Source organism: Sulfitobacter pontiacus, from assembly GCF_040790665.1.
Lineage (GTDB): Bacteria > Pseudomonadota > Alphaproteobacteria > Rhodobacterales > Rhodobacteraceae > Sulfitobacter > Sulfitobacter pontiacus.
Genome location: NZ_CP160849.1, coordinates 2,621,001 through 2,646,337 on the forward strand (window position 1 = coordinate 2,621,001; position 25,337 = coordinate 2,646,337).

At 60.4% G+C, this 25,337-nt stretch carries 23 protein-coding genes and 3 tRNA genes; 21 read left to right on the forward strand and 5 right to left on the reverse strand.

Annotated elements, in window-relative coordinates; genetic code table 11:
• Positions 1-8 precede the first annotated feature (8 nt).
• The 6 genes from sufC (at position 9) to AB1495_RS12975 (ending at position 4,476) form a co-directional block, all read left to right on the forward strand.
• The gene (gene sufC, locus AB1495_RS12950) at positions 9-764 is read left to right on the forward strand and encodes a Fe-S cluster assembly ATPase SufC (RefSeq protein ID WP_005853235.1); all 756 of its coding nucleotides are present in this window, start codon (positions 9-11) and stop codon (positions 762-764) included.
• A complete protein-coding gene (sufD, locus tag AB1495_RS12955) occupies positions 764-2,047 on the forward strand; it encodes a Fe-S cluster assembly protein SufD (RefSeq protein WP_074635013.1) in 1,284 nt (427 codons plus the stop codon). The genes sufC and sufD overlap by 1 nt, the downstream gene beginning before the upstream one ends.
• Positions 2,047-2,532, forward strand: a complete 486-nt coding sequence (locus tag AB1495_RS12960; RefSeq protein ID WP_005853239.1) for a hypothetical protein — start codon at positions 2,047-2,049, stop codon at positions 2,530-2,532. The genes sufD and AB1495_RS12960 overlap by 1 nt, the downstream gene beginning before the upstream one ends.
• Positions 2,529-3,128, forward strand: coding sequence for a Yip1 family protein (locus tag AB1495_RS12965; protein ID WP_074635012.1), 600 nt, complete (start codon positions 2,529-2,531; stop codon positions 3,126-3,128). Before AB1495_RS12960 ends, AB1495_RS12965 begins: the two co-directional genes overlap by 4 nt.
• Complete coding sequence (locus AB1495_RS12970; protein ID WP_074635011.1) at positions 3,121-4,341, forward strand: cysteine desulfurase; 1,221 nt, start codon at positions 3,121-3,123, stop codon at positions 4,339-4,341. Before AB1495_RS12965 ends, AB1495_RS12970 begins: the two co-directional genes overlap by 8 nt.
• 58 nt (positions 4,342-4,399) lie before the next feature.
• Positions 4,400-4,476 (forward strand) — tRNA-Arg (locus tag AB1495_RS12975).
• A gap of 40 nt (positions 4,477-4,516) precedes the next feature.
• On the opposite strand, the gene AB1495_RS12980 is transcribed toward AB1495_RS12975, so the two are convergent.
• From AB1495_RS12980 to AB1495_RS12995, 4 genes are all read right to left on the reverse strand, one after another.
• A complete protein-coding gene (locus AB1495_RS12980; RefSeq protein WP_074635010.1) occupies positions 4,517-6,343 on the reverse strand; it encodes a histidine kinase N-terminal 7TM domain-containing protein in 1,827 nt (608 codons plus the stop codon).
• Positions 6,344-6,644: 301 nt separating this feature from the next.
• Entirely contained in the window at positions 6,645-7,721 is a 1,077-nt protein-coding gene (locus AB1495_RS12985) for a dihydropteroate synthase (protein WP_074635009.1), read from the reverse strand.
• Between the two features lie 16 nt (positions 7,722-7,737).
• Positions 7,738-8,667, reverse strand: a complete 930-nt coding sequence (locus AB1495_RS12990; protein ID WP_074635201.1) for a 5,10-methylenetetrahydrofolate reductase — start codon at positions 8,665-8,667, stop codon at positions 7,738-7,740.
• 48 nt (positions 8,668-8,715) lie between these two features.
• Positions 8,716-9,012 carry a virulence factor gene (locus AB1495_RS12995; protein ID WP_064215753.1) on the reverse strand — a complete coding sequence of 99 codons (297 nt, stop codon included), beginning with the start codon at positions 9,010-9,012 and terminating at the stop codon, positions 8,716-8,718.
• 261 nt (positions 9,013-9,273) lie between these two features.
• Here AB1495_RS12995 and AB1495_RS13000 point away from each other — a divergent pair, with 261 nt between their 5' ends.
• From AB1495_RS13000 to AB1495_RS13045, 10 genes are all read left to right on the forward strand, one after another.
• A complete protein-coding gene (locus tag AB1495_RS13000) occupies positions 9,274-10,389 on the forward strand; it encodes a Ppx/GppA phosphatase family protein (RefSeq protein ID WP_005853251.1) in 1,116 nt (371 codons plus the stop codon).
• Positions 10,389-11,177 (forward strand): RlmE family RNA methyltransferase, encoded by a 789-nt coding sequence (locus AB1495_RS13005; protein ID WP_005853253.1) that lies wholly within the window; start codon positions 10,389-10,391, stop codon positions 11,175-11,177. The genes AB1495_RS13000 and AB1495_RS13005 overlap by 1 nt, the downstream gene beginning before the upstream one ends.
• A 249-nt stretch (positions 11,178-11,426) precedes the next feature.
• Positions 11,427-14,288, forward strand: a complete 2,862-nt coding sequence (locus AB1495_RS13010) for a monovalent cation/H+ antiporter subunit A (protein ID WP_074635008.1) — start codon at positions 11,427-11,429, stop codon at positions 14,286-14,288.
• A gap of 1 nt (position 14,289) precedes the next feature.
• Entirely contained in the window at positions 14,290-14,667 is a 378-nt protein-coding gene (locus tag AB1495_RS13015; protein WP_005853256.1) for a Na+/H+ antiporter subunit C, read from the forward strand.
• Positions 14,664-16,310, forward strand: a complete 1,647-nt coding sequence (locus tag AB1495_RS13020; protein WP_074635007.1) for a monovalent cation/H+ antiporter subunit D — start codon at positions 14,664-14,666, stop codon at positions 16,308-16,310. Before AB1495_RS13015 ends, AB1495_RS13020 begins: the two co-directional genes overlap by 4 nt.
• Before the next feature lies 1 nt (position 16,311).
• Positions 16,312-16,803, forward strand: a complete 492-nt coding sequence (locus AB1495_RS13025; RefSeq protein WP_074635006.1) for a Na+/H+ antiporter subunit E — start codon at positions 16,312-16,314, stop codon at positions 16,801-16,803.
• Entirely contained in the window at positions 16,800-17,069 is a 270-nt protein-coding gene (locus AB1495_RS13030) for a K+/H+ antiporter subunit F (protein ID WP_005853262.1), read from the forward strand. Before AB1495_RS13025 ends, AB1495_RS13030 begins: the two co-directional genes overlap by 4 nt.
• On the forward strand, positions 17,062-17,421 hold the full coding sequence (locus tag AB1495_RS13035; RefSeq protein ID WP_005853264.1) for a Na+/H+ antiporter subunit G: 360 nt from the start codon (positions 17,062-17,064) through the stop codon (positions 17,419-17,421). The genes AB1495_RS13030 and AB1495_RS13035 overlap by 8 nt, the downstream gene beginning before the upstream one ends.
• A gap of 186 nt (positions 17,422-17,607) precedes the next feature.
• Positions 17,608-17,684, forward strand: a tRNA-Asp gene (locus tag AB1495_RS13040).
• A gap of 216 nt (positions 17,685-17,900) precedes the next feature.
• A tRNA-Asp gene (locus AB1495_RS13045) sits at positions 17,901-17,977 on the forward strand.
• 74 nt (positions 17,978-18,051) lie between these two features.
• On the opposite strand, the gene AB1495_RS13050 is transcribed toward AB1495_RS13045, so the two are convergent.
• A complete protein-coding gene (locus AB1495_RS13050) occupies positions 18,052-19,428 on the reverse strand; it encodes a M20/M25/M40 family metallo-hydrolase (protein WP_074635005.1) in 1,377 nt (458 codons plus the stop codon).
• A gap of 337 nt (positions 19,429-19,765) precedes the next feature.
• Here AB1495_RS13050 and hemA point away from each other — a divergent pair, with 337 nt between their 5' ends.
• The 5 genes from hemA (at position 19,766) to AB1495_RS13075 (ending at position 25,334) form a co-directional block, all read left to right on the forward strand.
• Entirely contained in the window at positions 19,766-20,989 is a 1,224-nt protein-coding gene (hemA, locus tag AB1495_RS13055) for a 5-aminolevulinate synthase (protein ID WP_037944163.1), read from the forward strand.
• Positions 20,990-21,106: 117 nt separating this feature from the next.
• The gene (locus tag AB1495_RS13060) at positions 21,107-22,351 is read left to right on the forward strand and encodes a helix-turn-helix domain-containing protein (protein WP_074635004.1); all 1,245 of its coding nucleotides are present in this window, start codon (positions 21,107-21,109) and stop codon (positions 22,349-22,351) included.
• Positions 22,352-22,449: 98 nt separating this feature from the next.
• Complete coding sequence (ispG, locus tag AB1495_RS13065) at positions 22,450-23,583, forward strand: flavodoxin-dependent (E)-4-hydroxy-3-methylbut-2-enyl-diphosphate synthase (protein ID WP_074635003.1); 1,134 nt, start codon at positions 22,450-22,452, stop codon at positions 23,581-23,583.
• A gap of 60 nt (positions 23,584-23,643) precedes the next feature.
• Positions 23,644-24,798, forward strand: a complete 1,155-nt coding sequence (locus tag AB1495_RS13070) for a DNA cytosine methyltransferase (RefSeq protein WP_074635002.1) — start codon at positions 23,644-23,646, stop codon at positions 24,796-24,798.
• Positions 24,795-25,334: a GIY-YIG nuclease family protein gene (locus AB1495_RS13075; RefSeq protein WP_074635001.1), complete on the forward strand. Its 540-nt coding sequence runs from the start codon at positions 24,795-24,797 to the stop codon at positions 25,332-25,334. Before AB1495_RS13070 ends, AB1495_RS13075 begins: the two co-directional genes overlap by 4 nt.
• Positions 25,335-25,337: the final 3 nt, after the last annotated feature.

Consider the following 25,337-nt stretch of genomic DNA (forward strand, 5'->3'; position numbering starts at 1 on the left):
AACCCATCATGCTGAGCATCAAAGGCCTGAAGGTCAAACTGGAAGAAGAAGACAAGCAAATCCTGAAGGGTGTCGATCTGGAAGTCGAAGCCGGTAAGGTTCACGCGATCATGGGGCCGAACGGGTCCGGTAAATCCACGCTGTCCTATGTGCTGTCCGGCAAAGACGGCTACGAGGTCACCGAAGGCTCCGCCCATCTGGGTGACATCGACTTGCTGGACCTTGAGCCGGAAGAGCGTGCCGCCGCTGGCCTGTTCCTCGCCTTTCAGTACCCCGTTGAAATCCCCGGCGTTGGCAACATGACTTTCCTGCGCACCGCTGTGAATGCGCAGCGCAAGGCCCGTGGCGAAGAAGAGATGTCTGCCGCGGAATTCCTCAAGGTTGTGCGTGCCCGCGCCAAAGAGCTGAAGATCGACGCCGACATGCTGAAGCGCCCCGTGAACATGGGCTTCTCGGGTGGTGAGAAGAAGCGTAACGAGATCTTGCAGATGGCGATGCTTGAGCCGAAAATGTGCATCCTCGACGAAACGGATTCCGGTCTGGACGTCGATGCGATGAAACTGGTCGCTGATGGCGTGAACGCGCTGCGCACCGAAGGCCGTGGTTTCCTTGTGATCACCCACTACCAGCGTCTGCTGGACCACATCAAACCCGATGTGGTGCACATCATGGCTGATGGCCGCATCATCAAGACCGGCGGCCCCGAGCTGGCGCTGGAAGTCGAGAACAACGGGTATGCCGACATCCTGTCCGAGGTGGCGTAATGGCCGAAGCAGCGACACAACAAACCCCGACCGAGGCGTTGATCGCCACGTTGGACCTGCCCCAAGGGGGCTGGTCCGATGCGGCACGCAAGGATGCGTTGTCCCGTCTGCAACAGGCAGGTCTGCCCGAGCGTCGTGACGAATACTGGAAATACACCCGCCCCGATACGCTGACCCAGCCGCAGGCGGTCTCTGCCGCGGTGCGCGCGTCGGAAGACGTGGCCCTGTTTGATCAGATCGACCGGCTGAAGCTGGTGTTCGTCGACGGTGTGTTCGATGCCGATGCGTCGGACGATCTGGCGCTTGAGGGCATCACCATCGAACGGCTGGCCCAAGCGGATGCCGACCTGCATTGGGCGCGTGATCTTTATGGGACGTTGGAAAAGAACGGCCAGACGCCTGTGGCACGGCCCCTGGCGGCGCTGAACACGGCCTTTGCTGCAGATGGTGTGCTGATCCATGTGACGGACAAAGTTTCGAAGCCGGTGAATATCGTCTATCGCCGGACCTCCGAGACAGCGGATGTCATGCTGCACCACGTCGTCAAGCTGGACGCCGGCGCTGAATTCACGCTGCTGGAGAACGGCCCCGTCGCCGCGCGCTTTAACGGCGTGCTTGAGGTTGAAGTCGCGGATAACGCGTCTTTCCACCATGTGCGCGCCCAAGGCCGCGATCACGAACAACGTGCCGCGACGCATATTTTTACCCGTTTGGGGACTGAATCCGCGTTTAAATCCTTTACCCTGACCGCCAATGGCGTGATGACGCGCAACGATTGCGTGATCGAGCTGACGGGTGACGATGCTGCCGCCCATGTGGCGGGGGCCTGTGTGGGCGACGGGGGGGATTTCCACCACGACGACACGGTGTTCATCACCCATGACGCGGTGAACTGCGAAAGCCGTCAGGTGTTCAAGAAGGTACTGCGCAACGGGGCGACCGGTGTGTTCCAAGGGAAGATCCTGGTCAATGCCGACGCGCAAAAGACCGATGGCTACCAGATCAGCCAGTCGTTGCTGCTGGACGAAGACAGCCAGTTCCTCGCCAAGCCAGAGCTTGAGATCTACGCCGATGACGTGGCCTGTTCGCACGGCTCCACTTCGGGGGCGATCGATGAGGACGCGCTGTTCTATCTACGCTCGCGCGGTGTGCCGCATAACGTTGCGACGGATCTGCTGACCTTGTCCTTCCTGGCCGAGGCCGTGGAAGAGATCGAGGACGAGACCCTGCGCGAAGAGATCACCGCACGGCTTGCCGCGTGGCTTGAGCGGCACGCAGCCTGATGGCGGCGACACGCGATATCGTGGCCAGCTACCGCAACCCCGCCGCCGTCGTGCGGCGGTTGTTGGGGCAGGGCCCGCGGGAGGATCGCAACCTGGTCTATCTGATGGTCGCGTGTCTCATCTTTTTCGTGGCCCAGACCCCGCGTCTGGCCCGCGAAGCCCATGTCAACGGCACAGAGCTTGACATGCTGTTGGGGGCGACTCTGCTGGCATGGCTGTTCATCGCGCCGTTGATTTTCTACATGCTGGCGGCGGGGACGCAGATCATCCTTAGGGTGATGCGCGGCCGCCCCAGCGGCTATAGCACGCGTCTGGCGCTGTTCTGGGCCTTGCTGGCGTCCAGCCCGCTTGTGCTGTTGCACGGGCTGACGGCGGGGTTCGTCGGCGAAGGGATCGAATTGCGCATCGTCGGGCTGGTCTGGCTTTGCGTGTTTTTATGGTTCTGGATCAGCGGGTTGCTGGTCGCATATCGGACACGCTCATGAATGCCCCTGATACAAGATCGGTTCTGACCGAGCTGGTCGTGCTTAGCCTGCGCGACCCGCGTGCTGCCGCGAACCAGATCATGGGGTGGCAGCTGGGGCGGGACGTGCTGTGGACCGCGCTGGCGCTGGCGGCTGCGATCAATACGTTGATCTTCTCGGTCAGTCTGGTGCTGCAACCGACGCCCGCGATGCCTGCGTTCTTTACCAGCCCGCTGGCGATGTTTGTCCTGCTCTCGGGCGTCCTGGTGATCACGACCCACGGGCTTTACTGGGCCGGGCGTGCGCTTGGGGGCGAAGGCGACCTTGGCGATGTGCTGGCACTGGTGGTGTTCTTGCAGATCCTGCGCATCATCGCGCAGGTGGCGATTTTCCTGCTGATGTTCATCTCTCCGGGGGTGTCGGTGCTGGCATCCTTGGCGACGGGCCTTATCGGGCTTTGGATATTGGTCAACTTCGTCGCCGCCGCCTTTAACTTTACCGGACTGGGCAAGGCTGTCGGCGTTTTGCTGATTTCTATGGCGGCCATCGTTCTGGGGCTTAGCCTGCTTCTCTCTATCGTGGGCGTTGCCGCCCAAGGAGTGCTTCTTGATGTATGACGTAAACGCCATCCGCAGCGACTTTCCGATCCTGTCGCGCGAGGTGAACGGCAAGCCGCTGGTCTATCTCGACAATGGGGCCTCGGCCCAAAAGCCGCAGGTCGTGATTGATGCGATCAGCCGCTCGTACAGCCATGAATATTCCAATGTTCACCGCGGCTTGCACTATCTTTCTAATCTGGCAACCGATCAGTATGAATCCGTGCGTGGCACCGTGGCGCGGTTTCTGAATGCGGGAAACGAGGATCACATCGTCTTTACCTCCGGCACGACAGAAGGGATCAATCTGGTCGCTTACGGTTGGGCCATGCCGAACCTGCAGGCAGGGGACGAGATCATCCTGTCGGTGATGGAGCATCACGCCAATATCGTGCCGTGGCATTTCCTGCGCGAGCGTCAGGGTGTTGTGATCAAATGGGTCGATGTGGATGCCTCTGGCGCACTTGATCCGCAAGCCGTGATCGACGCCATCACCCCCAAGACCAAGCTCATTGCCGTGACGCAGGTGTCGAATGTTCTGGGCACGGTGGTGGACGTCAAGGCGATCACCGCAGGGGCTCATGCCAAAGGTGTGCCCGTCTTGGTTGACGGGTCGCAGGCCGCGGTGCACATGCCTGTGGACGTGCAGGATATCGGCTGCGATTTCTACGCGATCACCGGTCACAAGCTTTATGGGCCCTCGGGGTCCGGCGCGATCTATATCAACCCCGATCGCATGGCCGAGATGCGCCCGTTTCTGGGTGGCGGCGATATGATCCGCGAGGTCACCAAAGACGGCATCACCTATAACGATGCCCCGATGAAGTTCGAGGCGGGCACTCCCGGCATCGTGCAGACCATCGGCATGGGCGTGGCGCTGGACTATATGATGAACATCGGGATGCAGAATATTGCCGCCCATGAGGCATCCTTGCGCGATTATGCCGTGTCGCGCCTGTCGGGGCTGAACTGGGTGCAGGTGCAGGGCACCACGCCGGACAAGGCCGCGATCTTTAGCTTTACGCTGGACGGGGCGGCGCATGCGCATGATATCTCTACCATTCTTGATAAAAAGGGCGTGGCGGTACGTGCGGGTCAGCATTGTTGCGGGCCGCTGATGCAGCATCTGGGCCAGACCGCCACCTGCCGCGCGTCCTTCGGGATGTACAACACCAATGCCGAGATCGAAACGCTGATCGAGGCGCTTGAACTGGCGCATGATTTGTTTGCGTGACCCAAGGCTGATTTTGTAATTGCAGGGGGCGGGTAGTCTGGCTATACCGCCCCTAGATGGACCCTTAGCTCAGCTGGATAGAGCGCTGCCCTCCGAAGGCAGAGGCCACAGGTTCGAATCCTGTAGGGTCCGCCATCTTCCCTTGATCCAGATATGTTTATGTTGGGCTTCGCCCTCAGGCCTGCACGGCTTCTGGCGTGTCGCCTGTGCTGGCGGGGGTAGGGGTGTCGTCCGTGTTGTCAGCGGCTGACAGGATCACGGCTGGTTGCTGTGCGGCGACGGTCGTGAATTCCATGTGGAAGGTCGTGCCTTCGCCGACTACGCTGTCGTAGAACAATTTTCCCGACATCTGCCGGGCCAGCTGTTGCGAGATATGGAGCCCCAGACCGGACCCCTGTGTCGCATATTGCCCGCCGTTCTTGACCTGTTCAAAGCGGCCAAAGACCTGCCCCTCCATCCCGTCGGGGATGCCGCGGCCGCTGTCCTTGATCGACAGGCGCACATGGCCGTTGCGGATGGAAAGGCTGCCTTCAACGGTGCTGCCTTGTTCGGAGAATTTGATGGCGTTGGACACGAGGTTGTCGATGATCTGGCGGAGGGCAAAGGCGTCACCGGTGATCGTCGCGGTTTGATCGCCTTTCGGCAGCACGAGGTCGATCTTCTGCTCGGCGGCGAACATCTTGTTCTCTTCCAGGCTTTCTTTCAGTAGCGCCCCCAGATCGACCGGCAGCGCGTCAAGCGACAGCGCGTCTACGTCGATCTTTTGCGCCAACAGGATGTTATCGACCAGACGGGACAGACGCATCCCGTTGCGCTGCGCAATTTCGAGGGGGGAGCGGATGCGCGCATCGATCTCGCCCAAACGCCCGCTAAGCGCCAGCGCCAACCCGCCCTTGAGCGAGGTAAGCGGCGTGCGCAGCTCGTGGCTGACGACAGAGATAAATTCATCCTTGGCGCGGTTGGCTTCGTCGGCGCGCAGCAGCGCGTCTTCAAGGGCGCGGGTGATGACGATACGGTCGGTGATATCGACCAGCGTGATGCTCCACCCCAGAATGGCGCCGTTCGGGTCCAACGGGCTTTCGATTTCCTGAATACGGGGGTCATAGATGCGCTGTTCGATGGTCAGGGAAGCGTCCGTCGTGCGGGGGCTGCGGGTGTCGATCTTGGCCAACAGGGCGTTAGCTTCGGCTTCCGACAGGTTGCACAACCCGCTGCGTTTCGCGGCAGAGTTCATCAGCGCGACACGGCGGTTGTTGTCGATCAGGATCACCGGTTCGCTGGTCGTATTGAACAGGATCGACTGTCCAATCGACGCCATGTCCATCGTCTTGTTCGTTAGCAGCATGAAGGTAAAGGCCAGGATACCGACGGTGAACATAAAGGCCGTCGGGTCCAGCCCGAAGACGGTAAAGCCGAACAGCACATAAGACGCATTGGCGGTCAACGGGGTGATCGTGACCACCGCCAGCATCGTCAGCAGCGGCCAGGCAGAGCGGCGCGAACGGGCGAAGGCCTTGATCAGCGCATAGAAGGTCGCGGCGACAAAGCTGTATAGCAGCACCGTTATCGCAAAGAACCCCGGCCCGTGGATATAGGTGATCTGCCGGTCACCGGGCAGGATGGCAGTCTCGGCGGTATAGACCAGCTGGTGCATCGCGTTTGTCGCGGCAAAAACAAAGCAGCCCACGGGCACCAGCACCAGCGCGGCCACCACACGCTTTTTCGACAGCCATTCGGCCTGATGCACATAGGCGAAGACAAAGAAGCACCACGCCACAGGTACCAGCGCATTGCCCAGCCATGCGACGACGGCCATGTCAAACTGGCAGGCAAAGGACGGGGTGGAGGCTTCGGCCCCGACGGTGATCAGGGTCCAGATCATGGCGATGAAGGTCAGGCCGTAGAACCGCTTGCCGTGGAAGTGCTGATATTTCAGCATGCAGACCATAACGACCGCGGCGACAGCGCTCACGCTTGCGGCAGCCCAGAACACGGGCTGCATAGCTACACCTTCAAAGCACGTTGTCATCAATTCACCCACGGGCTGTGTCTTTGCAAAGCAATCTAGGCATACGGATGTGTTGAAACTTTGACAGAAGTTAGACAGTAGGCCTGTGCGTTCGGGGCCGTCGTTCTGTGTCAAAGACAATACAAGGCATAGTATAGCTTTGCGCCTTGATCATGCGTGTGTGGGATGTGGGGTCAAGCGCTGGACGGGTTAAACACTGGCCTGAACGCAAAAGAAATCCCCGCAAAACCGTGGTTTGCGGGGATTTTGACCTTGGGGGTAGGGAGAATCCCCATTACCGGCGGCGGCCACCCTTGCGGCCGGCGCGACCACGCCCCTCTTGACCGGCCTTGGGCGCGACCTTGTTGAACTTGATCCATTCGGTGCCGTGAGGGTCGCGGTCGAACAGGAAGTTGGCGGCGCGGATCGCCTCCATCTCTTTGCCGGGGGTGGGTTTGGTCGACCCCATCCCGAAGAGCGTCACAAAGGTCTCGTCGTCGATCTCGTCCGGCAGGATGATGCCCGCCGTCACCAGTTCGGCCTTCTTCTCGGCAATCTTGGTCTGGTTCACTGGCAGAGTGATCGGGTTCATGATCGCCGAGGTCATGCCAGCGCCCATTGCCATCGGCAGGAAAGCGTTGTTGATGCCGTGACGGTTGGGCAGGCCAAAACTGATGTTGGAGGCACCACAGGTCGTGTTCACGCCCAGTTCCTCGCGCAGACGGCGCACAAGGGTAAAGACCTGATGCCCCGCCGTCGCCATTGCGCCGATGGGCATGACCAGCGGGTCGACCACGATATCATGGGCCGGAATACCGAAGTCGGCAGCGCGTTCTACGATCTTCTTGGCAACGTCGAAACGCACGTCGGGATCTTCGGAAATGCCCGTGTCGTCGTTCGAGATCGCAACCACCGGCACGTTGTATTTCTTGACCAGTGGCAGCACGAGCTCCAGCCGCTCTTCCTCGCCGGTGACCGAGTTCAGCAGCGGGCGGCCCTCGCAGGCCTCAAGACCCGCTTCCAGCGCACCGGGGACCGAGCTGTCGATGCACAGCGGGATGTCGACGACGTTTTGCACGACGCGGATCAGTTCGGGCATCAGCATCGGTTCGACAAAGTTATTATCCGCATAGCGGGCGTCTTCGGCCATCTTGTTCGAGAAAACGGCACCCGAGTTCACGTCCAGAATATTCGCGCCCGCCGCGGCTTGCGCAATGGCATCCGCCTCGACGCGGCTGAAATCGCCACGCTCCAGCTCTTCGGCGAGGATCTTGCGGCCGGTGGGGTTGATACGTTCCCCGATCACGCAGAAGGGCTCGTCAAAGCCGATGATCGCTGTTTTTGTTTTGGATTCGACGACAGTTCTGGTCATGGTGTTCAGTCTTTCCTTAGACGGAGTTGGCTGGTTGAGCAGCGGGTCCGCCATTTTCAATGGCCCAATTGGCATTCGTCTTGATCCCACCCAGCGGGAAGAAATGCACATGGGTAATGTTGAAATCTGGGTTGGCGGCCTTGTGGGCGGCCAGTTCGGTGATCACATCTGTCGGCTCGTAGGGCAACAGCAGTTTGGTGACATCCATCGCGCGCTTTTGCAGCACCTTCAGCGAAGGGCCGACCCCGCAGGCGATGGCGAATTTGATCAGGGTTTGCAGCTTGGCGGGGCCTGCAATGCCGATGTGGATCGGCAGGTCGATGCCCGCGTGTTTCAGGCTATCGGCCCATTCGATGATCGGCTGTGCCTCGAATGCGAATTGTGTGGCGATGGCCATCTTCGCGTCCGTCCGTTCGGAGAAACCCTGCTTCCAGCGCAGCGCATCATCCACCCGTAGACGTGATCCATCGGTGTCGATGTCGCGGTTGCCCTCGGGGTGGCCCGCGATGTGCAGCCGTTCAAACCCGTGTTTGTCGAACAATCCGGTGTCCATCAACTGCATGGAGTCGCTGAAATCGCCGTGGGGCGTCGTGACGCCACCGGCCAGCAGCAAGGCTTGGCGTACGTCAGCCTCGCCCTGATACATGGCGATCCAGTTTTCCAGCGTGGCACGATCCTTGATGATGCGGGCGGGAAAATGCGGCATGACCTTATAGCCGTCCGCATTGAGCCGCGCGGCGGTGGCGACCATGTCTTCGATCGGGGTGCCATCGATATGCGCGATATAGACCCGTGTCCCCTCGGGCAGCAGATCGCGGAAGTCTTCGACCTTTTCCGCCGTGCGGGGCATCACCTCGATCGAGTAGTCGCGCAAAAAATCCGCGACCTCGGGGGTAGGCAGATCGGACACGGGGGCTTCTTTGCGCCGGAAGTTCAAAAGGGACATGAGCATTTCTTTCATGAAGGGATCAACTTTTGCACCGGCAACGAGCGGTCAGGCCCAGCCGTCATTGGCAATCAGCGTCTTGATGCGGTCACGGTCGAACTCTGCGTCGATGCGCGCGACCTCTGCATCGGCCACGGCGTCGGCTTCGCCGTCGACCGTATAGGGATCGGCCTTGCGCCATTCGGCCAGATAGGCATCGCTGTCATCCGCGCCGATTTTCATCGCGGCACGGTCGATGGCCTGTTCGAACCGTTCGGGCAGCGGACGCTTGGACCCGCGACGGCCTTTGCCGACGATGACCTGCGCAGGAATATCACGCCAATAGACGATGGTAACTTCGGGCATGATTGATTCCTCTGCTGTGCATGTTTTTCTTAGCGGCTGTTGATCTGTCCCCGTCGCCGTTTTTCGACATTCAGAACGGCGTCTGCGACGTGGTCACACTACAGCGCGCGACCGCGACAGGCGAGGGGGGCGGGGCGTCATAATTCTCAAGATGGTTGTGAGGGCGACTATAAGCTAACGCTGCCGGATCTCTGGTTTCCCGCTTGCCCCTTGCCCGCAGAAACATTACCTTGGGGGCAACTCAATATGAAAGGCGCAATCATGGCGCCACAGCGTCCCAAAGGTGCGGGCGCGCTCGATGTACCGCCGGCTCTGAGCCCCGCGCCAGTTCCGCCCAGATCGACCGAACTTTATGCGGCCCTTGATCTGGGCACAAATAGTTGTCGCATGCTGATCGCACAGCCAAAAGGCAGCGGTTTCCATGTCGTCGATAGCTTCTCGAAGTCTGTCCAGCTTGGGGCAGGGCTTGAGAAAACCGGGCGATTGTCGCGCGGATCGATGACGCGTACCATTCAGGCATTGCGGATTTGCCAGCAAAAGCTGCGCCGTAACAAGGTGCGGCGGATGCGGCTTGTCGCGACCGAGGCGTGCCGCCGTGCCGCCAACGGTGCGGAATTCATGCAGCGTATCCAGCGCGAGACAGGGCTCAAGCTTGATATCATCAAGCCCGAGGAAGAAGCCCAGCTTGCCGTGATTTCCTGCGCGCCGCTGGTGAACCGCAAGACCCACAACCTGCTGGTGGTGGATATTGGCGGCGGTTCGACCGAATTGGTCTGGATCGACATCTCTAAGGTGCCAAAGGCGGATCGTGCGCAATCCATCATGCGGCTGCATGGGGGCTTCCATCAGGCGAAAACAGACGTGCCCGCCGCGCGTGTGGTCGACTGGATCAGCGTGCCTTTGGGCGTGGCGACCTTGCGCGATCAATTCTCTGATGTGGAAGACGACGCCGCACGCTTTGCCTTGATGAGCTGGTTCTTCGAGGAGAACCTGACCGACTTCACCCCTTATCAGTCGATCCAGTCGCAGGACCATTTCCAGATTGTCGGCACCTCGGGCACGGTCACCACTGTTGCTGCCAGCCATTTGGGGCTAAAGCGCTACGACCGGACAAAGGTGGACGGGCTTCGCATGACCTCGGCGCAGATCGACAAGGTGATCCATTCCTATCTTGCGATGGGGCCGGGGGGGCGGCGTGCCGATCCGCGTATCGGGCTGGACCGTCAGGCGTTGATCATGTCGGGGGCCGCGATTTTGCAGGCGTTGATGCGGTGCTGGCCGACGGATAGATTAAGTGTTGCAGACCGTGGTCTGCGCGAGGGGCTGCTATATGCCCAGATGAGCGCGGATGGCGTTTTGGAAGAAGGATTAGGCTGATGGCGAAAACTCCGACAGGCAAGACGCCCACGGGCGGTGCGTCGGGCGGGAAGACCCCCACTGGCAAGAATACATCAGGGCGCGGCCAGCGTGACCTCAAGGTCAAGGTCAAGTCGGCCCGCGGGCGCAAGCTAAGCTCGACCCGTTGGTTGCAGCGGCAGTTGAACGATCCTTATGTCAAACGCGCCAATGCCGAAGGGTATCGCGGGCGCGCGGCTTACAAGATCATGGAGCTCGACGACAAATACCGCTTTCTGGTGCCCGGTGCGCGGGTGGTCGACCTTGGCGCGGCCCCCGGTGGCTGGTGTCAGGTCGCGGTCAAACGCTGTAACGTTCTGGGCGAGAAAAAGGGCAAGAACGTCGGGACCATTCTGGGGATCGACCTGCAAGAGATGGAGCCGATTGCAGGCTGCGAATTGCACCAGCTTGATTTCATGGAAGACGACGCGGACGAGATCGTCAAAGGCTGGCTGGGGGGCAAGGCCGATGTCGTGATGTCTGACATGGCGGCGTCAAGCTCGGGCCACAAACAGACCGACCACAACCGGATCATCGCGCTGTGCGAAGCTGCGGCGTATTTTGCTTTTGACGTGCTTGAGGATGGCGGCACGTTTGTCGCGAAAGTGCTGGCCGGCGGGGCGGAGGGCGACTTGCAACAGCTCCTCAAACGTCGGTTTACCAAGGTCGCCAATATCAAACCCCCCGCCAGCCGGTCCGACAGTTCCGAGAAATTCGTGGTCGCCACCGGTTTCAAAGGGGCGCTACCCGAAGACCAAGAGAATCTGTAGGCCCCGCACCGCCCCAAGGCGCGCGGAATTATCAAATGTGATGCGGCAGTTAGACGACTGCCGCATTTTTTTGTGCGGTGGATGCGGTTGCTCTCTTACATATTCGTGAAATGGACCTAAATTGGAACATCGCGCCGCGGCAAAGTTCAATTGCTGCGACAAGAAGCCCTCATAAATCCGTATTTTTCCATCGCAATTTTCGAAAAGAGGGCTGGTCGTTTTGGCGTGGCTCATGACATAGTTGCGGCCATGTCTTTGTTCCTGATTATAGCCCTCCCGTTTCTTGGCGCCTTGCTGCCCGGCCTGATGTATCAGGCAGGCCGTCAAAGCTGCTTTTTGGTGACCTTTCTGGTGACGGCCTGCGCCGCGATCGGCCTTGCGACACATGCACCGGCCGTTCTTGCAGGCGAGGTCGTGACCGCTAGCCTCTCGTGGCTGCCGCAGCTGGGGTTGAATGTGAACCTGTTCCTCGACCCGCTGGGGTTGATGTTCGCGGGTCTGATCCTTGGCATCGGGATGCTGATTATCCTTTATGCGCGGTTCTACCTGTCGCGTGACGACAATATGGGCGCGTTCTTTACCTATCTGCTGCTGTTCCAAGGTGCGATGGTCGGGATTGTTCTGTCGGATAACATCTTGATGTTGCTCATTTTCTGGGAGCTGACGTCGCTGTCGTCCTTCCTGCTGATCGGGTTCTGGAAGCATCTGCCCGAAGGGCGTCAGGGCGCGCGTATGGCCCTGACCGTGACGGGGATGGGCGGTCTGGCGATGATCGGTGGCATGCTGCTGTTGGGGCAGATCGTGGGCAGTTATGACCTGACCGTGATCCTTGAGAACCGCGAGCTTATCCAAGCGTCGCCGTTGTATCTGCCTGCGCTGATCCTGATCCTGCTGGGCTGTTTCACCAAATCCGCTCAGTTTCCTTTCCACTTCTGGCTGCCGCACGCTATGGCGGCCCCGACGCCTGTGTCGGCCTATCTGCACTCTGCCACGATGGTGAAGGCGGGGCTGTTCCTGATGGCGCGCATGTGGCCGGTGCTGTCGGGTACTGAAATCTGGATCGTGCTGGTCTGCTCTGCCGGGTTGATCACGATGGTGCTTGGCGCGCTAATCGCGATTTTCAAAAACGACCTCAAGGCGCTGCTGGCATTTTCCACCGTGTCGCATCTGGGGCTGATCACCTTCCTGCTGGGCACGGGCACCTCCTTTGGGGCGATGGCGGCGGTGTTCCACATTCTGAACCACGCGAGCTTTAAGGCCGCCTTGTTCATGAGCGCTGGCATCGTGGATCACGCGGTGCACACGCGCGATATGACCCGACTGGGGGGCTTGCGCCGTCTGATGCCGATCACCTTTGCGATTGCCACGTTGGCCGCATTGTCGATGGCGGGTATCCCGTTGCTGAACGGGTTCCTGTCCAAAGAGATGATGCTGGAAGAGGCGCTGCACACCACGCTGTTCGGCTCGCCCTATCTGGTGGCGGCAGTGGCAACGCTCGGCGCGCTTTTCTCGGCCGCGTATAGCTTCCGGTTTATTGCGCATACCTTCTTGGGCAAAGAGCGGAACGATTACCCCGCCAAACCCCACGACCCCGAGGTTGGGCTGTGGATTTCCCCCGCCTTGCTGATCATCCCCGTGATCGTGATCGGTGTGGCACCGTTCCTGGCTGAACCCTTTGTGCGCACCGTGACCCAAGCGGTCATCGGCTCTGCCGCTGAGATGCCAAGCGCGCATATCAAGCTGTGGCACGGCTTCGTGCCCGCCCTCGGCATGTCGGCGATTGCTGTGGTGGGTGGTTTGCTGCTGCTCGCCGCCTTCGGCCCGCTGGCGCGTCTTTGGGCCGCCACCCCGCGCCCCGAGGCCAAGGACATCTTTGACCGTATCATCGCCGCGGCCGTGGGTCTTGCCAGTCTGGTATCGGAGCGGCTGCACAACGGGTCCTTTACCCGCTACGCCGCCGTCTTCGTGACCGCCGTCGTCGCCATCGGGGCGCATGCGTGGTTTACCGGTACCGATGGCGCCCCCGCACGCGAGATGCTGCCCATCACGCCCGTCGGCTTTGCCGGTTGGCTGATGCTGATGATCGCGACGGGTTTCCTTGTGACGGTGCACCGCAACCGTCTGGCGGTTCTGATCCTGATGGGGATTATCGGCTTGATGGTATCGGTCGGGTTCAACTATTTCTCGGCCCCGGATCTGGCGCTCACGCAGATCTCGGTCGAGGTGGTGACGATTGTCCTGTTGTTGCTGGCGCTCAACTTCATGCCCAACAGCACGCCTAAGGAAAGCACCATTCTGCACCGCAGCCGCGATATCGTGGTATCGGGTGTGGCAGGGCTGGCGGCAGCGGGCCTGATCTATTCGATCCTGATGTCGGATTTCCCGATTGCCTCTATCGCTGATTACCACCTTGCCAATTCCTACAAAGGCGGCGGCGGCACCAATGTGGTCAACGTGATCCTCGTGGATTTCCGCGGCTTCGACACCTTTGGCGAGATCATCGTTCTGGGGATCGCCGCGCTGGTGATCTATGCGCTGACAGAGGCGCTGATGTCCGGCCCTGTGCGCGCGCGTCTGCTGAACCGTGGCTATGAGGAAGAGCGCGCGGGCGATGCGCATCCGCTGATGATGGTGGTGCTGACACGCGTGTTGATGCCCGTGGTCCTGCTGGTCGGTGTCTATATCTTCCTGCGCGGTCACAACGAACCGGGCGGTGGTTTTGTCGCCGGTCTGGTGGTCGCGATCGCGGTCGTGATGCAATATATGGCCAGCGGCTTTGCTTGGGCGGACAAGCGCCAGCGCTATCATTACCACGGGATCATCGGGGCAGGGGTGCTTTGCGCGGGTCTGACCGGTATCGGTGCGTGGTTTGCCGGTGCGCCGTTCCTGTCCTCTGCCTTTGGCTACTTCCGCATCCCCCCGATGGAGAAATTCGAGCTCGCCACCGCTATGGGCTTTGACCTTGGGGTCTTCCTCGCTGTTGTCGGCGCGGTGATGCTGTCGCTTGAAAGTTTCTCGCGCTTGGGCCGTCGCGCCGGCATCGAGGAAAGCGAACACGCAATGGATATCGACCCGTCACGGGATGAACCGAAAACCGAGACGGAGACCTGATATGGAGCTTTTAGTCGCGTCCGCCATTGGCGTTCTCACCGCTGCCGGGATCTATCTTATCCTGCGCCTGCGTACCTTTCCCGTGATCATCGGCACCTCGCTGATCAGCTATGCGGTCAATGTGTTCCTGTTCGCCTCCGGGCGGCTGGCGTTGAACGCCCCACCGATCCTGCGCGACGGGGTCGAGGTCTATACCGATCCGCTGCCCCAAGCGCTGGTGCTGACGGCGATCGTGATCTCCTTTGGGATGACAGCCGTGGTCGTGATGATCGCGGTCGGGTCCTACCTCAGTGCGGGCGATGATCTGGTCAACGAACCCGACACGCTGGCCGGAGCCGATACCGCAGAACCCTCTCCACGCGGAGGAGGCCCGGCATGACCCATTGGCTTATTCTTCCGATTGTTCTGCCAGCCATGCTGGCGGCGTTCATGGTGCTGGCCGCGCGCTATCACCTGCTGATCCAACGGGTGCTGTCCGTTACGGGCACGCTGGGACTGCTGGCACTGGCGCTTGGGCTGTTCTGGCAAGCCTCTGACGGGACGGTCAGCCTGTACCAGCTTGGCAACTGGGCGGCACCTTTCGGTATCGTGCTGGTCGCGGATCGTCTGTCGACGCTCATGGTCCTGCTGACCTGTGTGCTGGCCGTGCCGGTGCTGCTTTATGCGATCGGGTCGGGCTGGGATAACCGCGGGCGGCATTTCCATCCGCTGTTCCAATTCCAGCTTATGGGCATTCTCGGGGCCTTCCTGACGGGCGACGCCTTCAACCTGTTCGTTTTCTTCGAAGTGTTGCTGATCGCCTCTTACGGGTTGATGATCCACGCGGGCGGGCAACGGCGTCTGCGCGCGGGGACGCAATATGTGCTGTATAACCTGCTGGGCTCGACCCTGTTCCTCTTTGCCCTTGGTACGATCTATGCCGAGACAGGCACGCTGAACATGGCCGATCTGGCGATGCGCGTGGCGACGCTGGATGCGGGTGATGGTGCGGGTATCCGCGTTGCTGCCGTGCTGTTGCTGCTGGTCTTTGCGGTCAAGGCCGCGATCCTGCCGCTGCATTTCTGGCTGCCCGCCAGCTATAGCGAGGCACCGGCCCCCGTGGCGGCGCTGTTCGCGATCATGACCAAGGTCGGAGCCTATTGTATCATCCGTTTCTACACGCTGGTTTTCCCCCCCGATCTTGAGATCACGCAGGGGCTGTTTGATGTCTGGCTGATGCCTGCCGCGCTGCTGACCGTCGCCCTTGGTATGGCGGGCGTGTTGGGGGCCAAAAGAGCCGACCGCATGGTCGCGTTCTCGGTGATCGGGTCGATGGGCATGCTGCTGGCCGCTGTGTCGGTCTTTACCCCTGCCGGTATTTCCGCCGCCCTTTACTATGCGATCCATTCCACTTTTGCCGCCGCAGCGCTGTTCTTGCTGATCGACGTGATCCGCAGCCGTCGCGGCGCGGCCGAGGTGTCCTTTGTAGATGCGCCGCCGCTGGCAGGTGGGGCGCTTGTCGCGGGTATGTTCTTTGTCGCGGCGATTGCGATGACCGGTCTGCCGCCGCTCTCGGGCTTTCTGGGCAAACTGCTGATCCTTGACGCGGCACGCAGCGCTGACCTGATGTGGTGGGTCTGGGGTGTAATCCTTGTCGGGTCGCTGATCGCGGTTGTTGGTTTCTCCCGCGCGGGGAGCCAGATTTTCTGGAAAGCGCACCAGTCCGCCCCAGAACCTGCCGAGGGTGATGAGGCGCCGGTTGTTGCCGAGGGGCAGGGCGTCTTGCCGATGGTGGCCATTGGCGGGTTGCTCGCCCTGCTTGTCGCGCTGACCGTTGCGGCGGGGCCCATGACCCGCGTGCTGAATGCGACCGCTGCCCAGCTGTTTAACCCCGAACGCTATCTTGCGGTGGTCCTGACCACGCCGGGTAAAGAGATCACGGACCATCACGCAAAGGATGACCACGGCGCTGCCGAAGGATCAGTCGATGCGACAGAGGACCACGGCGCAGAGGATGCCGCCGCACCAGAAAAGGATCACTGATATGTTGTCCCGACTGCTTCCGCACCCGATGCTGACGGCGATCCTCGCGATTGCCTGGTGTCTGCTGGTCAATGAAATCAAGCTTGGCACAATTGTCTTTGGTGTCATTCTGGGGCTGCTGATCCCGATTGCCACCGCGGCCTATTGGCCTGACCGCCCGCCGGTCGCAAAACCGGTCAAGCTTCTGGGCTATCTGATCATGGTCATGTGGGATATTCTGGTCGCCAACGTCGTGGTCGCGATGATCGTCCTGTTCAAGTCCAACAAGAACATGCGCCCCGCCTGGGTCGTCATCCCGCTAGAACTGCGCACCCCCGAGGCGATCACCCTGCTGGCGGGGACAATCACCCTCACGCCCGGTACGGTGTCGGCGGATGTGTCCGAAGACGGGAAAGCTTTGCTGGTCCATGCGCTGGATGCAGAAAACCCTGACGCGGTGCGTGACGATATCAAACAGCGCTACGAGCGTCGCCTGAAGGAGATTTTCGAATGATTCTGATTGCATTGAATATCGCCTTTGTCGCTGTCGCGGTCTCGCAGCTTCTGGCGATGCTGCGGTTGTTGAAAGGCCCCAATACCGGCGACCGTATCCTGTCGCTGGATACGATGGTGGTGAATGCGATTGCCCTGATCATCCTGCTGGGGATGCGTTTGGGCACCGACATCTATTTTGAAAGTGCGATGATCTTTGCCATGCTTGGCTTTGTGTCGACCGTGGCCATCGCGCGCTTTGTACTGCGAGGTGATATCATTGAGTGATCTACCGCTAATCCCCGAAATCATCATCTCGGCCCTGCTGATCGTGGGCGGGTTCTTTACCCTTGTCGGTTCCATCGGTCTGATCAAGCTCGACAACTGCATGTCCCGTCTGCACGCGCCGACCAAAGCATCGACACTGGGCGTGGGGTCGCTGCTGATGGCGGCGATGATCTATTCCTTCGTCTCCGGCACGGGGTCCCTGCACGAGATTCTGGTAATGGCGTTCTTGTTCGTCACAGCCCCCATTACCGGCAATTTCATCGCCAAGGTGAATTTGCATCGGCTGCATCAGACCAAGGATATGCCGCCAGCGCCCAGTGATCACGTCTGGGGCACATACTCCGACAAATAAGCCAAGCCCGCGCCCCAAAGCGCGGGTTTTTTCTTGGGCGCGAGGTAGGTCGGGCAGGGCCTCTGACGGCGGATCAAAGAAAATTTCAATTTTCCTGCCGATCCATGCAAAACCCCGCTTGACGCCATCGCGAGCAAACCCTATCACCACCAAACGCTTCGACGGCAACGACGAAGTACGCAGTGGGCGGTTGTAGCTCAGTTGGTTAGAGTACCGGCCTGTCACGCCGGGGGTCGCGGGTTCGAGCCCCGTCAACCGCGCCACCGCTGCATTTTATCAAACATTTTGATAACAAGCACACGCCCTTCGGGGCGTGGTTTGCTTGTGCGTTCAGGCCCCTGATTTCCGCCACGAGCAGGGGATTTCCGGCGCTGATTCATACGCAAAATGCGGCGATGAAAATTTCCAAAATTCTTTGTAGTTTTCTGCGGTTAATCGCTTGACGCTCTGCGCTGGTTATCTTATTCCGCCCTTACTGCGCGGTTGTAGCTCAGCTGGTTAGAGTACCGGCCTGTCACGCCGGGGGTCGCGGGTTCGAGCCCCGTCAACCGCGCCACTTCTCCCTTTTTAGATTTCTGATTTACCTCGTCCTAAAAAGGGAAAAGCGGGCCGTTAGGCCCGCCCGTTTGCTTACGTCATCGCATCCAGAATACGTGCCCAGCTTCGGATTCCCTTGTGGAAGCTTTCGAGGTCGTATTTCTCGTTCGGGGAGTGGATGGCGTCGTCGTCTTTGCCGAATCCGATCAGCACCGGTGTGGTATCCAGAATTTTCTGGAAATGCCCCGCAATGGGAATCGATCCGCCACAGCCGACATAGGCAGCGGGAACATTCCATTCATCGGTCAGCGCTTTGCGGGCATCTTCAAATGCGGGGGCGGTGGTCTCGAAGACCGATCCTTGGCTCGACCCGTGGGCGTGAAACGTCGCTTCGCAGTCCTCGGGCATCATTTCGGTTACCATCTTGCGAAAGCTTTCGCGGATGACGTGAGGGTCCTGGGTGCCCACCAGACGGAAGCTGATCTTGGCTTGAGCCTGCGAGGGCAGCACGGTCTTGAAACCGGCACCTGTGTATCCGCTCCACATGCCGTTGACCTCGCAAGTGGGGCGCGACCAGATCATCTCGATCGGCATGCGGTCCTGTTCGCCGGCGGGTTTCGACAGGCCCACATCGCCAAGGAAACTGTCGTGATCAAAGGCAAGCCCTTGCCACTGCGCCTGAATGTCGTCGGGCAGTTCCGGCACGCCGTCATAGAAACCGGGCACCGTGATGCGGCCCGTGTCATCGTGCAGGGAGGCGATGACCTTGGACAGGACGCGCGCGGGGTTCATCGACACGCCGCCGTACATGCCAGAGTGCAGGTCAAGATCGGGGCCGGTGATGGTGACCTCTTCGCCCATCAACCCGCGCAGCATCGTCACGATCGACGGCACCTTGGACTGGAACATGCCCGTGTCGCAGATCATCGCGTAATCGGCGCGTAGCTCTTCGGCATTCTCTTCCATAAAGGGCACCAGCGACGGGGAGCCTGATTCTTCCTCGCCCTCGAAGAAGAAGGTCATACGGCAGGGGAAATCGCCCTTGACCGCTTTCCACGCGCGCAGCGCCTCGACAAAGGTCATCAGCTGGCCCTTGTCATCTGCGGCACCGCGCCCACGGATCACGCGGCCTTTTGCCGTGTCCTCGACGGCAGGATCAAAGGGATCGCGGTGCCACAGGTTCAGCGGATCGACAGGCTGGACGTCATAGTGACCGTAGAACAGGATATGCGGCTTGTCGGCGGGGCCGTCGACATGGCCCACCACCATCGGGTGACCGGGGGTGGGGCGTTTGCTGGTCTTGATGCCGATGCTGTTCAGATCCTCGACCAGCCAGTCGGCGGCGCGGTCGCAGTCTTCCTTGAACGCAGGATCAGTCGAGATGGAGGGGATGCGCAGCAGATCGAGCAGCCGGTCGGTGGCCGCATCCAGATCATGATCGATCCGTGCCAATACGTCGGGTAGGGACATGGGGGTAAACCTTTCAGTCAGGGTGAAGATTGCCGCGACCGTATCAGCGCGCTTGGCCTTGTCCAGTGGTCCGCCCGAGGTGGCCGCAGCTTGCGCGCCATACCGCGTGAGAATCGCTTGAGAATCAGGCCTTTGACGCAAGCGGGACAGCGTGCAGGTTTCCGATGCGCGACATCCGACTGCGATGCGACGCGCCCCGGGGCGGCACCTGCGACAATCGGTTCCTATTAAGGCATTGAATTGAATGGCTCTAAACTATATTCATTCTAAAGCACGAATATGGCGAATGATCCGGTTGCCTTTGCTGGTCCCGCCACCGACGAAGGAGCAAGGCGCAATGGACTATACCAAACAGCTTGATCAGGCGATTGACCGGCTGCACGAGGAAGGTCGCTACCGCACCTTCATCGACATTGAACGCCGCAATGGTCAATTCCCCCACGCTGTCTGGACCCAACCCGACGGGCAAGAGAAGAATATCACCGTCTGGTGCGGGAATGATTACCTTGGGATGGGGCAAAACCCTGTCGTTCTGGCCGCGATGCACGAAGCACTTGATGCGACAGGTGCAGGGTCGGGCGGGACGCGCAATATCTCGGGCACCACGATTTACCACAAACGTCTCGAGGAAGAGCTGTCGGACCTGCACGGCAAGGAAGCCGCCTTGCTGTTCACCAGTGCCTATATCGCCAATGACGCGACGCTCAGCACGCTGCCCAAGTTGTTTCCCGGCCTGATCATCTATTCCGACGAGCTGAACCACGCGTCGATGATCGAAGGGGTCCGCCGCAATGGCGGGGCCAAGCGTATCTTCCGCCATAACGACGTGGACCACCTGCGCGCGCTTATGGCCGCTGATGATCCCGCCGCACCCAAGCTGATCGCCTTTGAATCGATTTACTCGATGGATGGCGATTTCGGCCCGATCGAGGCGATTTGCGATATTGCCGATGAATTCGGCGCGCTGACCTATATCGACGAGGTCCACGCCGTGGGGATGTATGGCCCGCGTGGGGCAGGGGTCGCCGAGCGTGATCGCCTGATGCACCGGCTGGATATCATCAACGGAACGCTGGCCAAGGCCTACGGCGTGATGGGTGGCTATATCGCGGCCTCGGCCAAGATGTGCGACGCCATCCGGTCTTACGCGCCGGGTTTCATCTTTACCACGTCCCTGCCGCCAGCGGTTGCCGCCGGTGCTGCGGCCTCGGTCGCCTACCTCAAGACCGCGCCCGAATTGCGCGAGAAGCACCAGCAGCAAGCCAAAGTGCTGAAACTGCGGCTCAAGGGATTGGGTCTGCCGATTATTGATCACGGCAGCCATATCGTCCCTGTGATTGTCGGAAACCCCGTACACACCAAGATTCTGTCGGATCGCCTGCTGGAGGATCACGGCATCTATGTGCAGCCGATCAACTTCCCCACCGTGCCCCGCGGGACAGAGCGTTTGCGCTTTACCCCGTCGCCCGTACATGGCCCGCTGGAAATCGAAGGGCTGGTCCACGCGATGGACGCTTTGTGGTCCCATTGTGCGCTGAATCGTGCCGAAATGGCGGGGTGACCCCGAATATTTCGTATAGTCCGTTGATTTATGCTACCGATATCGAAAGAAAAGCTTAATCTCGAATCAACATGTTGTTTCGATTAAGGGCAGCGGGCATAGCTACGGGACATTTTTATGATTGGGCGGTGGTCTTCCAAGTCGGCAGATAACGAGCAAGTTGAAGCCAAAGGTTTCGACGCGTTCGACTTGCGCCTTGGTGATCTGATGCGCGGTGAACGCGCGACGCTTGGTAAATCGCTGCTGGACGTTCAACGCGAGCTTCGGATCAAGGCATCCTACATTGCCGCCATCGAAAACGCCGACCCGGAAGCCTTTGATACACCTGGATTTATTGCCGGTTACGTGCGGTCTTATGCGCGCTATCTGAACATGGACCCCGACAAGGCGTTCGCGGCCTTCTGCGCTGAATCCGGTTTTGCCGTGGCGCATGGCATGTCCTCTAAAGCGTCCGTCGTCAAAAAGCCCACCCGCGAAGAGCGTATGACCCGCAATGGCGAGAGCGATATTTTTGCCCGCCCTGCGACGCCCTTCACACCCGTCGGTGATTCCCTTCTGGCGCGCATAGAGCCCGGTGCTTTGGGCTCGCTGCTGGTGCTCGTCGCTTTGATTGGCGGGATTGGCTATGGCGGGTGGAGCGTGCTGAAAGAAGTGCAGCGTGTGCAGGTCTCTCCGGTGGATGAAACCCCTGTTGTGCTGTCTGACCTTGATCCGCTTCAAGGCGCACTTGCCTCTGCCCCTGAAACGACAGAAGACCCCGATGCGCCGACCGCGATGGCTGTGCCACGTTCCGACGCGCTGGACCGGCTTTATCGTCCTGCCGCGCTGGATGTGCCTGTTCTGGTCGCGCGGGATGCGCCGATTTCCTCGATTGATCCGCGCAGTATCGGCAGCTTTGCCTCGACCTCGCCTTCGCCTTCCGTCGGGGATGCGCTGCGCACCGCTGAAAACACCGTGGTCCAACGGGATACGCCCGATGTGTTGCCGGGTGCCGTGCCGCAGGTGGTCGAAGGGCCCGCGCCGCAGCTGCGTATGGTTGCAGCCTATCCGTCCTGGGTGCGTGTACGCGCCGCAGATGGCAAGGTTATCTTTGAAGGCATCATGAACAAGGGCGACAGCTGGGATATCCCCGCGACTGAAGAGCCCCCGACGCTGCGCACCGGCGAATCCGGCGCGCTGTATTTCGCGATGGACGGACAATACTTCGGGCCTGTTGGCGATCGTGGGGCTGTGACGTCGAACCTGCCGCTGCACCGTCAGGCGCTGGCGGAGCTTTACGAGCCGGCCGTACTGGAAGAGAATTCCGCGCTCGCGACAATGGTGGCCGAGCTGAAGAATGCGGCGACTTCACCGACGGAATAAGCCGGATACCATTGCAACAACGCGACGGGCTGAATAGGTGTAGGGCGAACCGAACCTGACAGACCCTTCGACTGTTTCATTGCCAAAGGTAGCTTTGCATGTCCCTCAATCACATTCGCCCGTGGCGCAACATTTACCGCCGGAAGTCCCGTCAGATCATGGTGGGGAATGTGCCGGTCGGGGGCGATGCGCCGATCACGGTGCAGACGATGACGAACACGCTGACCACGGATGTCAAAGCGACCATCGCGCAGATTCAGGCCGCTGCCGATGTGGGGGCCGATATCGTGCGTGTGTCGGTGCCGGATGTCGAAAGCTCCAAGGCGCTGAAAGAGATCGTGCGCGAGGTATCGGTGCCGATCGTGGCGGATATCCATTTCCACTACAAACGCGGAATCGAAGCCGCCGAGGCGGGGGCTGCCTGTCTGCGGATCAACCCGGGCAATATCGGCGACGAAAAGCGCGTCAAAGAGGTGATCAAAGCCGCGCGGGACAATAATTGTTCGATCCGCATCGGCGTCAACGCAGGGTCGCTGGAACGTCACCTGCTTGAGAAATACGGCGAGCCATGCCCCGATGCGATGGTCGAAAGCGGGATGGATCACATCAAGATCCTGCAAGACAATGATTTCCACGAATTCAAGATCAGCTGCAAAGCCTCTGACGTCTTTATGGCCGCCGCTGCCTACCAGCAGTTGGCCGAGGCGACGGATGCTCCGATCCACCTTGGCATCACCGAGGCGGGGGGGTTGACATCTGGCACGATCAAATCGGCCATTGGCCTGGGCAATCTATTGTGGATGGGCATCGGTGACACGATCCGCGTGTCCCTGTCTGCGGACCCCGTGGAAGAGGTCAAGGTCGGCTACGAGATCCTGAAATCTCTTGGCCTGCGTCACCGTGGTGTGAACATCATCAGCTGCCCCAGCTGCGCGCGGCAGGGCTTTGACGTGATCAAGACCGTCGAGGCGCTGGAACAACGGCTGGAGCATATCAAGACCCCGATGAGCCTGAGCATCATCGGCTGCGTCGTCAATGGCCCCGGTGAGGCGCTGATGACGGATGTGGGCTTTACCGGCGGGGGCAACGGGTCGGGCATGGTCTATCTTGCGGGCAAACAAAGCCACAAGCTGGGCAATGACGCGATGATCGATCACATTGTCGAACAGGTCGAAGCCCGCGCCGCCGCCATCGAAGCAGAGACCCAAGCGGCAGAGCAAGCAGCCGAGTGACTTTGCCCCAAGCGGCGCATTTGCCATCGACAGATATTTGCGTATTCCATATCAATAGATATGCCTGATCACGCCGCCAAGACCCCGACGTACGCCGAGTTTTTCTGCGGCGGTGGCATGGTGCGCGCGGCCCTGCAGGACCGGTGGGAGTGCGTGCTGGCCAACGATATCGACGCGATGAAATGCAAGGTCTATGCCCAGAATTGGGGGCAGGCGGCATTGCATCAGGGCGATATCGCGGCCATGCCCGATGACCTTCTGACGCGTCAGATCGATATGTATTGGGCGTCGAGCCCGTGTCAGGATTTCAGCCTTGCGGGCAAGGGGCGGGGCTTGGGCGGCGCGCGCAGCGGTGTCTTTGCCCATTGGGCCGACAAGATTGCCACGGCCATAAAAGCAGGATTTGCGCCGCGTATCATCGCCTTTGAGAACGTCGTCGGGCTGGTGTCGCGCAATGGTGGGGCGGATATGAACACCGTACTCGCGACCTTTGTGCGGCTTGGCTATAAAGTCGGCGCGCTCGAGATCGACGCGCGGCGTTTCCTGCCGCAAAGCCGGCCGCGTCTGTTCGTTGTGTGCGTGCGCGAGGATATCGACATCTCGGGGCTGACGGTGCCAAAACCGTCCCATGTCTTTCACGGCAAGAAGCTGCAAAAATTTCTCGCCTCCGCCGCACGGCCGGTCCGTTCGAACTGGGTCTGGTGGAAGCTGGGGGACGCCCCTGCCGACGAACAGGCGCTTGAGGGTGTGCTGGAACGGCGTGCCACCATGCCGTGGTTCAGTGCCGCGGATACCGACCGTCTGCTGACGCTGATGTCGCCCCCCAGCCTTGAACGGCTGCGCGTGGCGCGCAAGGCGGGGCGCACCGTGGTGGGCACGATTTATAAACGCGGGCGCCCCGATGCGGATGGGAATGTGCGCCAACGGGCAGAGCTGCGGACCGACGGGATTGCGGGCTGCTTGCGGACCCCTGCGGGCGGGTCCTCGCGGCAGATCCTGATGTTTATCAAGGGCAACCAGACCAAGGCCCGGCTTGTCTCCTCGCGCGAGGTGGCGCGGCTGATGGGGTTGCCGGACAGCTACAAGATGCCCGACACCTACAACAACGCCTACCGCGTGGCGGGGGATGGGGTCGCCGTGCCTGTCGTGCGCTATCTCGACGAGGTGTTGTTCGCGCCCCTGCTTGAGCGTCAGTCACTGGGGGCCGTCGCGTGAACGCGGCGCAGGCGTTTCGGGGCAAGGCACTGGCGGCGCTGACCAATCAGATCGGCGTCTATGCGCTTTGTGATCTGGACGGCAACCCGATTTATGTGGGCCAGTCGGTTGATGGTATCCGCACGCGGGTGCGCCGGCATCTGACATCGGCGCGGTCCGATGTGATTGCCAACCGTCAGATCGACGTGTGGGAGATCGCCTTTGTCTGGGCCTGGCCGGTGGCGACGAAGGCAGAGGTCGAACCGCTGGAGCGCGCGATCTTTGCTCGTTACGACGCTGAATTGCCGCTGATGAACGGCAAGGCGATGGTGGCGGATGCACCGCTGTTCGATTGGCCGGAAAAGCAGGTGGTGCAGGTCATCGACGAAGAGGAACGACAGTCGCGTCTGACCCCGTCAAACCGGCTGCCGCGCCAGATCAAGCAATATGACTTGCTGGTCGATTATATCCTCAACGTGAAAGAGGCCCCGCATCTCAAGCGATCGCTTGATGCGCATTTCAAACGCATGGTGCGCTATCATCAGCGGTTTCTCTAAGCG

Coding starts and splice junctions, on each gene's coding strand:
- AB1495_RS13000 (WP_005853251.1), top strand. CDS start 9,274: ATGGCGCCACAGCGTCCCAAAGGTGCGGGCGCGCTCGATGTACCGCCG.
- ispG (WP_074635003.1), top strand. CDS start 22,450: ATGTCCCTCAATCACATTCGCCCGTGGCGCAACATTTACCGCCGGAAG.
- AB1495_RS13025 (WP_074635006.1), top strand. CDS start 16,312: ATGTTGTCCCGACTGCTTCCGCACCCGATGCTGACGGCGATCCTCGCG.
- sufC (WP_005853235.1), top strand. CDS start 9: ATGCTGAGCATCAAAGGCCTGAAGGTCAAACTGGAAGAAGAAGACAAG.
- AB1495_RS12970 (WP_074635011.1), top strand. CDS start 3,121: ATGTATGACGTAAACGCCATCCGCAGCGACTTTCCGATCCTGTCGCGC.
- AB1495_RS12990 (WP_074635201.1), bottom strand. CDS start 8,667: ATGTCCCTTTTGAACTTCCGGCGCAAAGAAGCCCCCGTGTCCGATCTG.
- hemA (WP_037944163.1), top strand. CDS start 19,766: ATGGACTATACCAAACAGCTTGATCAGGCGATTGACCGGCTGCACGAG.
- AB1495_RS12965 (WP_074635012.1), top strand. CDS start 2,529: ATGAATGCCCCTGATACAAGATCGGTTCTGACCGAGCTGGTCGTGCTT.
- AB1495_RS13060 (WP_074635004.1), top strand. CDS start 21,107: ATGATTGGGCGGTGGTCTTCCAAGTCGGCAGATAACGAGCAAGTTGAA.
- AB1495_RS13010 (WP_074635008.1), top strand. CDS start 11,427: ATGTCTTTGTTCCTGATTATAGCCCTCCCGTTTCTTGGCGCCTTGCTG.
- AB1495_RS13015 (WP_005853256.1), top strand. CDS start 14,290: ATGGAGCTTTTAGTCGCGTCCGCCATTGGCGTTCTCACCGCTGCCGGG.
- AB1495_RS13050 (WP_074635005.1), bottom strand. CDS start 19,428: ATGTCCCTACCCGACGTATTGGCACGGATCGATCATGATCTGGATGCG.
- AB1495_RS12985 (WP_074635009.1), bottom strand. CDS start 7,721: ATGACCAGAACTGTCGTCGAATCCAAAACAAAAACAGCGATCATCGGC.
- AB1495_RS13030 (WP_005853262.1), top strand. CDS start 16,800: ATGATTCTGATTGCATTGAATATCGCCTTTGTCGCTGTCGCGGTCTCG.
- AB1495_RS12995 (WP_064215753.1), bottom strand. CDS start 9,012: ATGCCCGAAGTTACCATCGTCTATTGGCGTGATATTCCTGCGCAGGTC.
- sufD (WP_074635013.1), top strand. CDS start 764: ATGGCCGAAGCAGCGACACAACAAACCCCGACCGAGGCGTTGATCGCC.
- AB1495_RS13070 (WP_074635002.1), top strand. CDS start 23,644: ATGCCTGATCACGCCGCCAAGACCCCGACGTACGCCGAGTTTTTCTGC.
- AB1495_RS12960 (WP_005853239.1), top strand. CDS start 2,047: ATGGCGGCGACACGCGATATCGTGGCCAGCTACCGCAACCCCGCCGCC.
- AB1495_RS13020 (WP_074635007.1), top strand. CDS start 14,664: ATGACCCATTGGCTTATTCTTCCGATTGTTCTGCCAGCCATGCTGGCG.
- AB1495_RS13005 (WP_005853253.1), top strand. CDS start 10,389: ATGGCGAAAACTCCGACAGGCAAGACGCCCACGGGCGGTGCGTCGGGC.
- AB1495_RS12980 (WP_074635010.1), bottom strand. CDS start 6,343: ATGCAGCCCGTGTTCTGGGCTGCCGCAAGCGTGAGCGCTGTCGCCGCG.